Below are 14,582 nucleotides of genomic sequence, written 5' to 3'. Positions count from 1 at the left end.
AATCCAACTTAAAATTTGATTATTTAGAATCTGATACTGTAAGTCTTGCTCTACCCTTAGCTCTTCTAGCAGCTAAAATTTTTCTACCATTTGCTGTTGACATTCTTGCTCTAAAACCATGTGTTTTTGCATGTTGTCTTTTGTTTGGTTGGTATGTTCTTAAACTCATAATTTCTCCTTAAATATTTTTGTTAAGTTTTAACTGTAATATAAATATCAAAAAGTTAAAACGCTTTATTATTATATATTAAAACTTAAATTTAATATCTAATTTTTATGTTTATGAAAATTAAAAATGTAATAAAATATAAATCGCAAATATTTTTAGTAATTATTTTTGAAAAAAGAAAATTATTTTTTACTAAAATTACTACAAAAAAGGGGAATTGGAATATGTTAGATATAAAATACATTTTAAACAATGAACAAAAAATTAGAAAAGCATTGGAATCAAGAAATTTCGATATGACATTATTTGATAAGTTTTTTGAATTAGCTTCTCAACGTGGACAATTGATGTTTAGTGCTCAACAAAAAAAAGCTGAATTATCAAAATGTGGTGCTGATTTTATTAAATTTAAAAATGATAAAAATAAATTAAATGAATTAAAAACCAAAATTTCAAAAATAAAAAAGGAACAACAAGAATTTGAAAAGAAAGCTAATCAAGTTGAAGTTGAAGTCAACAATTTACTATTCCAAATTCCCAATTTACCCTTAGATGAAATACCTTTAGGGGAGGATGAACACCAAAATAAGGTTATTAAATGTCACGATAAATTAGGTAGAGGTTTAGTTACAAATGTTAAACCACATCACGAAATTGCGCAAGAATTAGGTATTTTAGATATTGAAAGAGGTGTAAAACTTTCAGGTTCTCGTTTTGTAATTTATAAGAATTTAGGTGCCAAATTAACTAGAGCATTAGAATCATTTTTATTAGATTTGCATACAAAAAATAATTATGAAGAGTATGCAGTTCCTGTAATTGTTAAACCAGAAATACTTTTTGGAACTGGACAATTACCCAAATTTGAAGAAGATTTATTTAAATTAACTAATGGAATGTATTTAATTCCTACTGCAGAAGTTCCTGTGACAAATATTTATAATAATGAAATTATTGATTTATCTAAACCGCTGCGTTTTACAGCATATACTGAGTGTTTTAGATCTGAAGCCGGTAGCGGAGGTAGAGATACAAAAGGTATTATTAGAATGCATCAATTTAAAAAAGTTGAATTAGTTAAATTAACAAATGCTAATGATGCTATTGATGAATATAATCAAATGTTAGAACAAGCTAAATTGGTTTTAGAAGAATTAGAATTACCATATAGAGAATTATTATTATGCACGGGTGACTTAGGTTTTTCAAGTAGAAAAACAGTTGATTTGGAAGTTTGATTGCCTTCAGAAATTCAATATAGAGAAATTAGTTCTGTGTCATATATGGGTGATTTTCAAGGACGTAGGGCAAAAATTAGATATAGAAACGAAAACGGTCAAACTGAATATGCACACACCATGAATGGTTCTGGATTGGCTATTGATCGTTTAATAGCGGCTATATTAGAAAATTATCAAAATTCAGACGGTTCAGTTTCAATTCCTACAAAACTTATTCCATATATGGGAGTAGATAAAATAATAAAACAATAAAAAATCACCAGTAACAAATGGTGATTTTTTGTAAATTAATCTTTAAGAAATTTTAAAATGTTTTTTATTATATTTTTATATGTAAAAAAGCAATTTAATATGTTTGAATAAAATCTAATAATTTTTTTTCGTTTTTATTATTAAATAAAACATCGATTATACTTTTTAAAAAAGGAATGTGAAGTTTATTATTATTTTTAATTATTTCATTTAAATTTTCAGCTGCATAATATCCTTCAATTGTTTTTTTGTTTATTTTTAAAGTTTTTTTAATACCCATTTCTGCAACTTGTCTACCAAATGAAAAATTTCTACTTTTAGGACTAGAACAAGTTAAAAATATATCTCCAATTCCTGCTAATTCAAAGCCTATATTATCACTAGAATGTGGGTATAATGTTTTATAAACTGTATGAATTTCTTTCACTCCTATTGACAATAATGCAGCTTGAGGATTATTATATGGATGATAATAATTTATCATACCAATTCCTATCGCTAAAACATTTTTTAGTGCAGCGAATAATTCAGAACCTCTTTCATTTTTATTTATTACCAATCTAAATGTATCGTTGTTAAATATTTTTTGAACATCTTTTAAAAAGTTTTTATTAGGACCAACAATGTTTATCATAGTCAATTTATTTTCAAAAACTTCTATAGCAAAAGAGGGCCCAATTAAAGTGCAATAATTTTTAATATTTTCTTGAAATTCATTCGTTAAAACTTCAGAAAAAAAATTGTTTGTTTTTTCATCTATACCTTTTGCAACATTAATTAAATTTATTTTTCTCCCATCTAATTTTGTGCTTATCTGTTTTAATACTGGAACAATATGATTAGATGGAACAGCCAACACTAGAAAATCAAATTCTTTCAAAGCTTCACTTAAATTGTTAGTTGCTCTTAAAAAATGTGATTTATTAAATCTTAAACTATTGAAATATTTAGAATTAATTCCTTTATTAATATCATTTATTTCATTATTATCAATACCTCACATTACAACATCGTTTTCATTTTTTGTTAATACTGTAGCTAATGCACTTGCTCATGCTCCCGTTCCAATAAAAGTAATTTTAGCCATATTTTCTCCTTATTTATTTTTTTCAACTTTTTTTAATGATGCAAAATTCAATGTTAATTTCATAAAATTTTTAAAATGTTTCAAAGATTTTTTTTCATTGCCTAAATCTGCTTCTTTCATACTTTTTACAATTTGTTGATGCGCAAGTAATTGTAGAATTCCAAAAATTAATAGAATTGTTCCACCAATTCAAACTAATATAGTTCCAATTATTCCAAATATTTTTCAACCTACAAACACAGAAATTAAAATGAAAGATAAAAATAAAATTAAACTAATAAAGAAGAATATTTCACTAAGTATTAGATTAGTTCTTTTTGTTTTATTGTAAATTTTTGGAAAATGTAAATAGTTATCTCTTAATTCTTTATAATCATATTCATAAATATATTCAAACATACTACCTCTTTTTTTATTTTTCTAGACTATAATATAAATCTACAATTTGTTCCAATGATAATTCTTGTATTCTAGTGAATTCATTTAAATTATTTTTATGATATGCATTTTGAATTTTGTCAATTGGATATTTGGTTTTTAAACTTCATATTAATTTTTTGCGTCTAGATAAAAAACATAATTTGAAGAAATTTTTTAGTTCATTAAAATTTTCTACATTGTCTTTAAATTCTAATGTAACGATAGCTGAATTAACTTTGGGTGAAGGTACAAAACATTTATTTTTTACAAATAGTTCCTTTTTTATATTCGCCACATAGTTCGCAGTTATTGTTAATTTTGAATAATCTTTTTCATTCTTTTTTGCAACTAAACGGTTTGCAACTTCATCTTGAACTAATAATATAGCTCTTTTAAACAAATGTCTATTTTCTAACAACTTAAATATTATTTCGCTTGTGATATAGTAAGGAATATTACCAACAATTTCATAATTTTTATATTGAGATAAATTAGCTTCTAAAAAATCACCTTTAACAATTTGAGAATTAAGCAAAATATTATTATTCAATAAGTACTCTATCATGTCATCATCAATTTCAAACGTTATTAAATTTTGAGCTTCCTTTGTTAAAAATTTTGTTATTGCTCCTCTACCAGGTCCTATTTCGATAATATTTTTATTTTTAGGATTAATGATTTCAATGATTTTTTGAATTATATTTTCATCAACTAAAAAATTTTGTCCAAATTTTTTTTTAGCCTTTATTTTAGTGCTTTCTTGATACATTTATTTTAAATAACTCCTTTGCATTTTTTAATATTTGATCAGCAAATTTTTCAACAGACATCTGCTTAATACCTGCAATATAATGTACTGTATAAATTACATAATTAGAATAATTTAGTTCGCCTCTTTTGTGACTAGGAGATAAATAAGGAGCATCGGTTTCAGTTAAAATTTTATCGATAGGTAGTCACTTTAATACTTCGATAGTTTTGTTAGCATTTTTATATGTTACAACACCACTAAAACTAAAATAGCAACCTAATTCATAAAATTTTTTAGCTCATTCTAAATTTCCGCTATATGTATGAATCATAAATTGAACATCAGGATAATTTTTTAAAATTTCATATAATTCTGCATAAGCATCTCTCATATGAATAACAACTGGTAAATTATATTTTTTTGCAACATTAATTTGCGCTATCAAACTCTCAATTTGATTTTTTTTGTTTGTGTTTGGATAGTGAAAATCTAATCCAATTTCGCCAATTGCTTTAATATTTTCATCAATTTGATTTTCTAAAATTTCACCATCTTTTTTACCACTAGAACAATTAGGATGAATACCTATAACTGGAAAAGTATAATCAAATTGTTTACAAATTTTTTTAACTTCTTCATTTTCTTTAGGATCACAACCTGTAACCATCATAGCTACAATATTTTTACTTCTAGAGTGTTCAATAACATGAAAATTATCTTTATAATAAGATTTCAATGGATGTGTATGACAATCAATATATTTAATAGACATTTATCTCCTTAAAACTAAATTTAGTATTCATACATTATATTATAATTAAAATTAAAGCAATGTTTTGATAAATTTGAATTTACGAATTATCTTAATTGATAGGTTTAAAGGTAAAAAAAATATTAAATTATATTTATGATTAAAAAACTAGTATAATTTCATAATTATGAAATTGTTTAAAGAAAGAATACTACCCGGAATAATTTTTACTCTTATTATTCTTGGAATAATTATACCTTTAAGTATTTTTGGTCCAAGTCAACCAATAGCTAGAATTTGTTCGTTTATATTTTCTGGTATTTTTATTTCATTAATTTCTTATGAATATTTAAAAGGACAAAGAATTCCACTACCATATGTATTTTTACTTATGTTACCAATGATTTTTTCAGTTATGTTGCCAATTGTTAATCTTAAATTATTAACTGATTTAAATAATTCAAAATTCGATTCATCACCACAATTTATAGGTCAAATGGTTAGAGAAATTGCTAAAGATTGAGTATCAATATTATTTATATTCTCTGTTAGTTTGTTTATTTTTATCATTGAATTTATATACCGAACAAATATGATGATAAGTGATAGAGTTATAAGAATGATTCTCACCTTTATTTCTTTATATATATTGTCAATTAGCACTAGGATAGCACATATGTTTCTAATATTAAATTGAAAATACCTATTAGTATTCTTTTTAATACCAGTTGCGCATGATATAGGCGCTTTTATGGGAGGAAAAACATTAGGACATAAATTTTTTAAACAAAAACTTGCACCAAAAATTTCACCTAACAAAACATGAGAGGGTTTTATTTTTGGAATTATTGCTAGTATGATAATTGCAACAATATTATCTTTTTCATTAAATTTATTCAGTGATACAAATAATTTTTATAGCAATATTGAGAAAAGTTTTTTAATTATTTTTGGTCCTTTAATTTCAGCTTTAGGCGACTTATACTTTTCATATATTAAAAGAATAAACGGTATAAAAGATTATTCACGGCTTCTTTTAGGTCATGGAGGTATTTTAGATAGGTTTGATAGCTTATCATTTATTGGTTTTTTATTTTTTATAATTTTTATATTTATTTAGAATTAATCATAAAAAAAATTAAAATATCAAGTTAATTGTTTTTACTTGATATTTTTATAATTCATTTGTTTTATTAAAACAATTCCTAACATTTTCTATAGTTAATTTTATTAAAATTAAATCCATCTTACAATGTTTTGATTTTATTGTATTTGTTTCTTTCATAATTTTTTAATTTTCAATCATCATGTATATTGGAGATACTTAAATTGTTTATTTAAAATATTATGCAATTTTTTCATTTTTATAATTATTTATAAACTACTATTTAACTAATATATATAATAAAAATATTTATATTCAAAAAAGTTTAGAGGTAGTATGAAACAATATTTAGATTTATTAAAATTAGTTAAAAATAAAGGAATAAAAAAAGATGACAGAACTAAAACGGGAACTATAAGTTATTTTGGAACACAAACTAGATATAATTTAAAAGAAGGTTTCCCTCTTTTAACAACTAAAAAAATGGCATGAAGATCCATTGTTATAGAATTATTATGAATTTTAAAAGGGGATACAAATATAAAATTTCTAGTTGATAACAATGTTAATATTTGAAATGAATGACCATATGAAATTTATAAAAAATCTTCAGATTTTAAAAATGAAAATATTAAAGAATTTATTGAAAAAATTAAAACTGACAATAATTTTGCAAAAAAATATGGTGACCTAGGACCCGTGTATGGTAAGCAATGAAGAAATTTTTTAGGTGTGGATCAAATCAAAAATGTAATTGAAAATATAAAAAATAATCCTTATTCTAGACGACATATTGTTAGTGCATGAAACCCAACAGAAATTCAAAAAATGGCATTACCGCCATGTCATTCTTTTTTTCAATTTTATGTTAATTCTAAAAAAGAATTATCTTTGCAGTTATATCAAAGAAGTGGTGACTTATTTTTAGGAGTTCCTTTCAACATAGCCTCTTATTCTTTGCTCTTATCTTTAATAGCACATGAATGTAATCTTAAAGTTGGAGAATTTATCCACACAATAGGAGATGCTCATATTTATTCTAATCACATAAATCAAGTAAATATACAACTTCAAAGAGAACCATTACCACTATCTAAATTAATTTTAAATACTAATAAAAAATCTATTTTTGATTTTAATTTAGAGGATATTAAATTAGAAAATTACAATCACCATTCAAAAATAGAAGCAAAGGTTGCTGTTTAATGATTAAATTGATTGTTGCTTTAGATAAAAATAATTTAATTGGTAATGGGAATAAAATGCCTTGAAATATTAAAGAGGAATTTATTCACTTTAAAAAAACAACATTAAATAATGCTTTGTTGTTCGGAAAAAACACTTTTTTAGGTCTACCAAAAAAATTAGAAAATAGAATTGTTTATGTTTTGTCGGGTGAAACTTTATCAGGTTGTGATAGAACAATACATAATGAAAAAGAATTATTAGAATTGTTTAATTTTTACAAAACATCCAAAGAGATATTATTTATTGCTGGTGGTAAATTTATTTATGAAAAATATTATCATTATGCAGATGAATTAATTATTTCGAAAATAAAAAATGAATACAAAGGGGATATTTATTTAAATTTAGATTTATCTAAATATGAATTATTTGCAACTACAAATAAAAAAGATTTTATTGTAGAATACTATAAAAAAGTCATTTAGACAAAAAATATAGTTATAAAAAATTACACATTGTTTTATGTGTTTTTTTATTCTTTTTAATTTTAAAATAACAATTTATAATTAGAATTATGGAAACAAATACAAAAAAACAAAATAATATTTTGCTTAATTATTTAGATAAAACTAGCAAAAAATTATCTAAAAAAATTAGAGTTGAAACAGTATTGCAAATTATTTTTACAACAATGGTTATTTTACTTAACATTAGTATTATTGTATTGAGTTCAATAGCTATTAAATTGGGTGTTAATGAAATTAAGAAAGGAGTTTCATCCAATCAACAAAATATTTATATTACTGTTGCTGTTGCTGCTTTTACTATTGCATTATTTGTTCTAGCAATAATTCAATCTATTTTTAAATCAAAAGCTAAAACATATAATTATAAAAAAATGTTTGAATCAATTCAGTATGTTACTACATTATATGTAAATGATGCTGATTTTAATGAAGATAAATATAAACAAAATATGGATGAAATTGAAAAAATTGGTATGAACAAACCTAATCAAAAAATTAAAGACATTATTTTAAATATTCTTTCGGAAGGAAATAAAAATGGTAACTAATCCTTTAGATTTTATTAAGACACTTGAAAACAAAATGAAAAGAATTGTTTATGTATATTCTTTTTGATATTTTACTTTAAATATTTTATTACTTATGGTTTCACTTACAATCTCAATTCTTTCAAGTATTCAAGTTTTTCATAACTTTAAAGCTTTTGGCGAATGAAATAGATATTTACTAGTTACTACAGGAATATCAGCTCTTACAACTTTTCTTGCATCATTAATATCCTTTTTTTATTTATCACAAATAATTGAAAAATACAAAGGAAGATTGCAAAAAATTGAATTAGAAAAATTACTATGAGAGGAATCATTAGGAATTTATAAATCGAAAAATAAAAATATTGAATATTTTAAAAAAATATGTGAAATTTGTAATTTAAAATGGGAGGCTAAAAATGAACAAGGAAAATAATGTTAATTTGCAATTAATTAAAGAAGCAGAAACAAAATTTAAAGAATATCGTAAAAAATACTTAATTTCAAAGTCTATTTATATTTTTATTGGATTAATTATTTTAGTTATATCTTCTTTACAAATATTATTTAACTTATTTGCTATTAGATGAAATGATAGTTATAATCTAAAATTAATATTTTTAACAATAGCTATTATTTCAGCTATCATTGTTTTTATTCAATCTTTATTACTATTTTTCAACTTTAAACAATCAAAAGAATCAAACTTATCTAAATTAAGAAAACTACAGTCATTAAAAGAATCATATTTGAATGAACCAGAAGCATTTAAAGTCTCGAAAATTGCTAATGAAATTTACGAAATTGATAACAATAAATAATTAGGAGTATATATGAAAAATAAAGCTTTATATTGAGATGGATATTTCATGGCTTTAGCTAAGGTTTCTGCTATGAGATCAAAAGATCCTTCAACAAAAGTGGGAGCATGCATTATCAACCAAAATAAACGAGTAATTTCTCTCGGATATAATGGAATGCCAAAAGGTTTAGATGACGAATTTCCATGAACTAGAGAAGGCTCTAGTCCCAAAGACACCAAATATGCTTATGTAGTACACGCAGAAATGAATGCTATTTTAAATGCATATCAAAAATTTGAAAATTGCATAATTTATACCTCGTTATTTCCTTGCTCTTCTTGCGCTAAAACAATTGCTCAATCAGGAATTAAAGAAGTTGTTTATGAAGAAGACAAATATCATGACACAGAAGATGCAGCAATTTCAAGAAAAATTTTAAAAATATCAAATATTAGCACTCGCAAAATCGATATTAATACTAGTGTTGAGGTTAATGTTGGTAATAATAAATATAAAAGTTAAAAAAATAATCTGCTTTTGCAGATTATTTTTCTTCACTCTCTAATACAGAATATTCAAAATCAGTTGGAACTTTTTTACCAAAATATTCAAGTTCTACAACAGCTGTTTTATTTTTATCATTACATTCAAGAATCATACCTGTTTGTCCAACAAAAGGGCCATCAATAATTCTTATTATTTCACCTATTGCAAATTTAGATTTAGTTATACCTTCATCAAAATCTTTTTGCAATTTTGCTTCAGATTTAAAACATTTTTTAATTTCGTGTGCTGTAACTGGTGTAGGTTTTGCACCTTTTCCTGATGAACCAATTAAACCTGTAACATATTGAGTATTACGAATTACAAATCATGCATCATCTGTCATATCCATATGAATAAATATGTATCCACTATACATATTTACGTATTTAACTTTATAAGGTTCTCCATTATTCTTTTTTTCTGCTTCCTTAGGTGTTAAGGTTGGCTTCATAAAAATTTTAAATGGTCCATCTTCTGTTGCATTTTGGTCAAAACAATGATCAACTTGTTCACTGATAATTCTATTTTTTAATGCTTCGACAACCTGCATTTCTTTTCCAGATACAGTACTAATCATATATCATAAATATTTTCTATTTTCCATAATAACCTCTATTAAATTTTATATTTTGTTCAAATTAATGATACTAATGTCGCGAAGATAATAACAACAATTGTAAATATTAATGCAAAAAAAATTATTTGAAAGAATGAGGTTCAATTTTTTTTTGATGAAGGTCATCTCACTCTTTTAATTTCTTTTACAAAACGTCTCATTAAATATTTTTTTTGTTTCTTATCTTTCTTGTTTTTCATGCTATTTTTCCTCTTTATGTAGGGTGTGAATTCGACATCTAGGACAAAATTTTTTTATCATAATTCTATCTTGATTGGTTAATCCTTTAGGTGTAACATAATTTAAACTTTGACATATTTCGCAACAAAGTGCAACTTTTCGTTTTTGCATAGTTTATATTATAAAGTAAAGTTATATATTTAATACATATTATTATAAATAAGTAAAAACCACCCTAATAATTAGAATGGCAAATATTTTTAATTAATATCCAAAAAATCAATTAGCTTTTTTAAATAATTCATTTTTGGTATTGTTTATTTTTTGTGCAGTTCAAAAATTACAAGTAATATTTTCATTTTCTAATTGGTTTCAAATAATAAGTTCATTATTATTTAACTTTCTTTTCATTTCTTTAATGTCACAAATATCATTGTATTTTAAAATTTCTTTTTTAGCATTTTTGTCCTCTAAAAAGTAAAAACTTTCATTATCAAAAGAAATTAATTTTGAACTAAATGATCTACTTTTTGCCAATCAATACTTAATTTTATTTAAACAAAATTTCTTACAACAACCTATAAGAAAAGTTTTGAATGAAGCGTTATTTATTTTTGGATTATATTTGTTAACAAAAATCGCTGAATCTGCTAAAAACTCATTATAGATATCCAAATTATTAATTGGTAAGTTATTATAATTTATTAAATTTAAATTAATACAAGTTATTAAAGATTGGTAATAAAATTTATCAATAATTTTTATTATTTGGTTTTTAGATAATGAATGAAAAAATAATTGTAATTCTAGATTTGATTTTTTATTAAAATAATTGAATTTTTCATATAAATTCATTTTAATCCTTTGTTATTTGATGTATTAACAAGCCTGAAGCAACAGACACATTTAGTGACTGAACTGTTCCTTTTTGAGGAATATAAATAATTTCATCAGATTGTTTTAAAACTGGTAAAGATACTCCATTTCCTTCATTTCCAATTATTAGACAAGTTGGTTTATTATATTCAATTGAATCAAAGCGTTTTGCATTAACATTTAATGCCGAAGAATATATTCAATAATTTCACTCTTTCATTTTTTTTATTGTTGCAACTAAATTAGATACTTTTATAATTTTCATATTAACAAAACCGCCAGAGCTTACTTTTAAAACTGTTGAAGTTATATCGCATGATTTATCCTTAGTTAAAACAATGTGTTTAATTCCAAAAGCATTTGCTGTTCTTATTATAGCTCCAAGATTATGTGGGTCTTGAATATGATCTAAAATCAAAACATTATCAGGTTTGTCTTTATATATTTGATCTAATGGGAAAATGGGAAAATCTTTTAATATTGCAATTATTCCCTGATGATTATCATTTTTATATTCGTTAAAAAAAGTCGAATCTTTTATAGAGATGTTTATTTTTTTATATTTAGTTTTCAATTTTTGTGCAAAAGAATCACTATTTACAACAATGCTATCAATAGGCAAATTATTTTGTATTGCATCCATAACCGTGTTTCTTCCACACAATATTAATTTTTTCATATTTGTTTTCTCCTTAATTTTAAAAAAATAACAATAAAAATATTGTTAATAAAACTTGTTTTTAATTAATTCATCTCTAATAATATCTGCTTTTTTATAATCTTTTTTATCTATAAATAAGCGTCATTGGTGAAATTTAGTCAATGCATCTTTATATCTATATTCATTGGTAATATCTGGGTGGATAATGTTTAAGACTTGATATATATTTTTAGCAAAATTGATATTTTGAGTTTTATTAAAACTTTTAATTTGTTCATTTAATAAAAAATTGTATTGCGAAAAATCACAATTTTTAAGACTTTCAAAAATTTGTTTTTGTTCATTATTTTTTTCTATATTTTTAAATTCGTTTAAATCAAAAGTTATAAAAAATTTAAAAATTAATTTTTGATATTTATCTTCAATTGATTTAATATAGTCAATTCACTCGTCTGTAATATTTATTGGGGCGGTTAGTTTTGAATTTAAAATTATCAATTTTAATAAATCTGGAGAATTTTTTTCTAAAAATTCACTTATTGAAATTGTATTACCTAGTGACTTAGACATTTTTATTCCGTCTAAATTAATTTGTCCAGTTCTTATTCATTTTTTTGCAAGATGCTTTGAATATAAAGCAAAATGTTGAATATTTTCATTTTCATGATGTGGAAAAGTTAAGTCCATTCCGCCTCCATGAATATCAACACCATTTTGACCAAAATGTTTATCTATTAGAGCACAGCATTCAGTGTGTCATCCTGGTCTTCCTGGACCGAATAGAGATTGAAATTGAATACCTTTGTTTGTTTTTTTTCATAACGCAAAATCAGCTTCAAATTTTTTATTTTTGTTTTCCTCTTCAAAAATCATTTTATTTAAATTTTGATTAGATACTAAACCATAATTTTGAGAATTTTTTTTAACATCAAACCAAATATTTCCATCAATATCTTTATATGCATTTTTGCTTAAAAATATTTTGTTAATATAATTAGTTATTAATTCCATATTGTTAGTTACTCTTTCAACATATGAAATAGTATCAACATTCAATTTTTTAAGACATTCAAAATACTTTTCTTCATAAAATTTACTTATTTCTAATTCGTTTTTATTTTGTTCAATTGCTCTATTAATAATTTTGTCATCAATATCAGTAATATTATGAACAAATATAAATTTTTCATCTAAAAATCTATAGCCTTTTAAAATTAAGTCAAAAGTTAATATTGGTCTTAAATTGCCAATATGAGCTTCATTATATACTGTTGGACCACACACATAAATCTTTAACATAAATATAATTATATACCATAAAAAGTGTAAAAATTTTTTAATTTATCTTAAACATTAGTGCTTTTGATTCTATAAAATAGTCCTTTTAGTCAATTAATGAAATAATAATATATAATATGGTTAAAATTAATATTAGTATATAATAGAAAAGCAATTTAAAAAATTGCCTCTAGCTAGTGGGAGAAACTATAAAAAGTATCGCTAGTACCACACTATCGAAAGGATAAATAACAAATGGCAAAATCAAAAGCTGATATTGTCCGTGTTCGTAAATTAGAATTTAAAGCTGGTCAAGCTAAACCTGGTCCAGCTTTAGCAGGTGTTGGAATCAATATGCCAGATTTCACACGTGCATTCAATGATGCAACACGTGATAGAGGTAATGAACCAGTTCCGGTACAAATTACCGTTTATAAAGATAAATCATTCGATTTCAAATTATTTACTGCACCAGCAAGTTACAAATTAAAACAAGCTGCAAAACTTGACAAAGGTAGTGCAAACTCAAAAACAACAAAAGTTGCAACAATTAAGTTAGAACAACTTAGAGAAATTGCTGAATACAAATTACCAGATTTAAATACTGATAATGTTGAAGTAGCTATGAAGATAGTAGCTGGTACAGCTAAAAACATGGGAATTCTTATTGAAGGATTTGATGATGTTAAAGCTGAAAAAGCTGCTGCTGCTGAAGCATTAAAAGATGAACAATATGCTGCTCAAAAAGAAGCTGAAATTGAAGCTGCTGAAGAAGCACTTAAAGAATCTAAAGGAAAAGCAATCGATGTAACAACAATTTCTGATGAAGAAAAAGAAGCTGAAGGAGAGGATAAATAATGTCTCTAAAAGGTGGAAAAAAAATAAGAGCTGCAAGAGAATCATTTGATAAAAATGCAGTTTATGACTTACAAGAAGCAATCGATTTAGCTAAGAGAACTTCATATTCAAAATTTGACGGTTCTTTAGAATTAGTATTTAAATTAAATCTTGATGTACGTAAAGCAGATCAACAATTACGTGGTGCTGTATTATTACCAAATGGTACAGGTAAAAGCGTAAGAGTTTTAGTTGTAACAAATAATGTAGAAAAACAAAAAGCATGTAAAGCAGCCGGCGCTGATCAAGTTGTAGATGGCGCAGCACTAGAACAAAAAATCAAAGAAGATGACTTTGATTTCGATGTTATGGTGGCAGATCCAACAATGATGCCTATTCTAGGAAAATATGGTAAAAAACTTGGACCTAAAGGTTTAATGCCAAATCCTAAAACAGGTACTGTTACTCCAACTCCTGAAAAAGCTGTTGAAGAACTTAAAAAGGGTAAAGCAAACTATAGAACAGATAAAGCTGGTATAGTTCATACAATAATTGGAAAAGTAAGCATGGACACAACTAAATTAGTTGAAAATGCTCAAACAATTATTTCATTAATAAAAAGATTAAAACCTGCTGCAGTTAAAGGTACATATATGCAAAACATAGTTGTAACTGCAACAATGGGACCTGCTGTTAAAGTAAAAATTGAAAGATAATTTATCTAAAAAAACACCAACTTAGTTGGTGTTTTTTATTTAAAACAC

The 14,582-nt window shown here is 24.2% G+C and carries 21 protein-coding genes; 10 read left to right on the top strand and 11 right to left on the bottom strand.

What is annotated here, in order from left to right; translation table 4 throughout:
- Nucleotides 1-19: 19 nt before the first annotated feature.
- Nucleotides 20-169: a 50S ribosomal protein L34 gene (gene rpmH / locus T388_RS0101175; RefSeq protein WP_027120516.1), complete on the bottom strand. Its 150-nt coding sequence runs from the start codon at nucleotides 167-169 to the stop codon at nucleotides 20-22.
- A 224-nt stretch (nucleotides 170-393) separates the two neighbouring features.
- Between rpmH and serS the strand changes: the two genes are divergently transcribed.
- Entirely contained in the window at nucleotides 394-1,662 is a 1,269-nt protein-coding gene (gene serS / locus T388_RS0101170) for a serine--tRNA ligase (RefSeq protein ID WP_027120515.1), read from the top strand.
- Between the two features lie 94 nt (nucleotides 1,663-1,756).
- Here serS and T388_RS0101165 read toward each other — a convergent pair whose 3' ends face one another.
- The 4 genes from T388_RS0101165 to T388_RS0101150 are packed head-to-tail and all read right to left on the bottom strand — an operon-like array spanning nucleotide 1,757 to nucleotide 4,692.
- Nucleotides 1,757-2,749, bottom strand: coding sequence for an NAD(P)H-dependent glycerol-3-phosphate dehydrogenase (locus T388_RS0101165; RefSeq protein ID WP_027120514.1), 993 nt, complete (start codon nucleotides 2,747-2,749; stop codon nucleotides 1,757-1,759).
- Between the two features lie 9 nt (nucleotides 2,750-2,758).
- Complete coding sequence (locus T388_RS0101160) at nucleotides 2,759-3,148, bottom strand: hypothetical protein (protein ID WP_027120513.1); 390 nt, start codon at nucleotides 3,146-3,148, stop codon at nucleotides 2,759-2,761.
- Nucleotides 3,149-3,161: 13 nt separating this feature from the next.
- Nucleotides 3,162-3,938 carry a 16S rRNA (adenine(1518)-N(6)/adenine(1519)-N(6))-dimethyltransferase RsmA gene (gene rsmA / locus T388_RS0101155; RefSeq protein ID WP_027120512.1) on the bottom strand — a complete coding sequence of 259 codons (777 nt, stop codon included), beginning with the start codon at nucleotides 3,936-3,938 and terminating at the stop codon, nucleotides 3,162-3,164.
- Nucleotides 3,919-4,692 (bottom strand): TatD family hydrolase, encoded by a 774-nt coding sequence (locus T388_RS0101150; protein ID WP_027120511.1) that lies wholly within the window; start codon nucleotides 4,690-4,692, stop codon nucleotides 3,919-3,921. Before T388_RS0101150 ends, rsmA begins: the two co-directional genes overlap by 20 nt.
- Nucleotides 4,693-4,858: 166 nt before the next feature.
- On the opposite strand from T388_RS0101150, the gene T388_RS0101145 reads away from it, so the two are divergent.
- The 7 genes from T388_RS0101145 to T388_RS0101110 all read left to right on the top strand — a co-directional run bounded on the left by T388_RS0101145 (nucleotide 4,859) and on the right by T388_RS0101110 (nucleotide 9,346).
- A complete protein-coding gene (locus T388_RS0101145) occupies nucleotides 4,859-5,791 on the top strand; it encodes a phosphatidate cytidylyltransferase (protein ID WP_027120510.1) in 933 nt (310 codons plus the stop codon).
- Nucleotides 5,792-6,112: 321 nt separating this feature from the next.
- Nucleotides 6,113-6,982 (top strand): thymidylate synthase, encoded by an 870-nt coding sequence (gene thyA / locus T388_RS0101135; RefSeq protein WP_027120509.1) that lies wholly within the window; start codon nucleotides 6,113-6,115, stop codon nucleotides 6,980-6,982.
- The gene (locus T388_RS0101130; protein WP_027120508.1) at nucleotides 6,982-7,449 is read left to right on the top strand and encodes a dihydrofolate reductase; all 468 of its coding nucleotides are present in this window, start codon (nucleotides 6,982-6,984) and stop codon (nucleotides 7,447-7,449) included. Before thyA ends, T388_RS0101130 begins: the two co-directional genes overlap by 1 nt.
- Before the next feature lie 89 nt (nucleotides 7,450-7,538).
- Entirely contained in the window at nucleotides 7,539-8,039 is a 501-nt protein-coding gene (locus T388_RS0101125; protein ID WP_027120507.1) for a hypothetical protein, read from the top strand.
- A complete protein-coding gene (locus T388_RS0101120; protein WP_027120506.1) occupies nucleotides 8,029-8,457 on the top strand; it encodes a DUF4231 domain-containing protein in 429 nt (142 codons plus the stop codon). Before T388_RS0101125 ends, T388_RS0101120 begins: the two co-directional genes overlap by 11 nt.
- Complete coding sequence (locus T388_RS03810; protein ID WP_051586178.1) at nucleotides 8,441-8,842, top strand: DUF4231 domain-containing protein; 402 nt, start codon at nucleotides 8,441-8,443, stop codon at nucleotides 8,840-8,842. The genes T388_RS0101120 and T388_RS03810 overlap by 17 nt, the downstream gene beginning before the upstream one ends.
- Nucleotides 8,843-8,854: 12 nt before the next feature.
- On the top strand, nucleotides 8,855-9,346 hold the full coding sequence (locus T388_RS0101110) for a deoxycytidylate deaminase (RefSeq protein WP_027120505.1): 492 nt from the start codon (nucleotides 8,855-8,857) through the stop codon (nucleotides 9,344-9,346).
- A gap of 22 nt (nucleotides 9,347-9,368) precedes the next feature.
- Here the strand turns inward: T388_RS0101110 and nusG are convergent, their stop codons facing one another.
- From nusG to T388_RS0101085, 6 genes are all read right to left on the bottom strand, one after another.
- Nucleotides 9,369-9,974, bottom strand: a complete 606-nt coding sequence (gene nusG, locus T388_RS0101105; RefSeq protein ID WP_036456795.1) for a transcription termination/antitermination protein NusG — start codon at nucleotides 9,972-9,974, stop codon at nucleotides 9,369-9,371.
- Between the two features lie 11 nt (nucleotides 9,975-9,985).
- On the bottom strand, nucleotides 9,986-10,186 hold the full coding sequence (secE, locus tag T388_RS0101100) for a preprotein translocase subunit SecE (RefSeq protein WP_027120503.1): 201 nt from the start codon (nucleotides 10,184-10,186) through the stop codon (nucleotides 9,986-9,988).
- A gap of 1 nt (nucleotide 10,187) precedes the next feature.
- Entirely contained in the window at nucleotides 10,188-10,337 is a 150-nt protein-coding gene (gene rpmG, locus T388_RS03840; protein WP_084489745.1) for a 50S ribosomal protein L33, read from the bottom strand.
- A gap of 93 nt (nucleotides 10,338-10,430) precedes the next feature.
- Nucleotides 10,431-11,021, bottom strand: coding sequence for a hypothetical protein (locus T388_RS0101095; RefSeq protein WP_027120502.1), 591 nt, complete (start codon nucleotides 11,019-11,021; stop codon nucleotides 10,431-10,433).
- A 1-nt stretch (nucleotide 11,022) separates the two neighbouring features.
- A complete protein-coding gene (gene rlmB / locus T388_RS0101090) occupies nucleotides 11,023-11,721 on the bottom strand; it encodes a 23S rRNA (guanosine(2251)-2'-O)-methyltransferase RlmB (RefSeq protein WP_027120501.1) in 699 nt (232 codons plus the stop codon).
- Between the two features lie 45 nt (nucleotides 11,722-11,766).
- Nucleotides 11,767-13,002, bottom strand: coding sequence for a cysteine--tRNA ligase (locus tag T388_RS0101085; protein ID WP_027120500.1), 1,236 nt, complete (start codon nucleotides 13,000-13,002; stop codon nucleotides 11,767-11,769).
- A gap of 234 nt (nucleotides 13,003-13,236) precedes the next feature.
- Here T388_RS0101085 and rplK point away from each other — a divergent pair, with 234 nt between their 5' ends.
- Both rplK and rplA read left to right on the top strand, forming a co-directional pair.
- Nucleotides 13,237-13,839, top strand: coding sequence for a 50S ribosomal protein L11 (gene rplK, locus T388_RS0101080; protein ID WP_027120499.1), 603 nt, complete (start codon nucleotides 13,237-13,239; stop codon nucleotides 13,837-13,839).
- Nucleotides 13,839-14,534, top strand: coding sequence for a 50S ribosomal protein L1 (rplA, locus tag T388_RS0101075; RefSeq protein WP_027120498.1), 696 nt, complete (start codon nucleotides 13,839-13,841; stop codon nucleotides 14,532-14,534). The genes rplK and rplA overlap by 1 nt, the downstream gene beginning before the upstream one ends.
- Nucleotides 14,535-14,582 lie beyond the last annotated feature (48 nt).

Source organism: Mycoplasmopsis lipofaciens ATCC 35015, assembly GCF_000686585.1.
Taxonomy (GTDB): domain Bacteria; phylum Bacillota_I; class Bacilli_A; order Mycoplasmatales; family Metamycoplasmataceae; genus Mycoplasmopsis; species Mycoplasmopsis lipofaciens.
The sequence above is the reverse complement of the archived record's forward strand: the minus strand, read 5'-3'. Positions and strand labels throughout refer to the sequence as shown.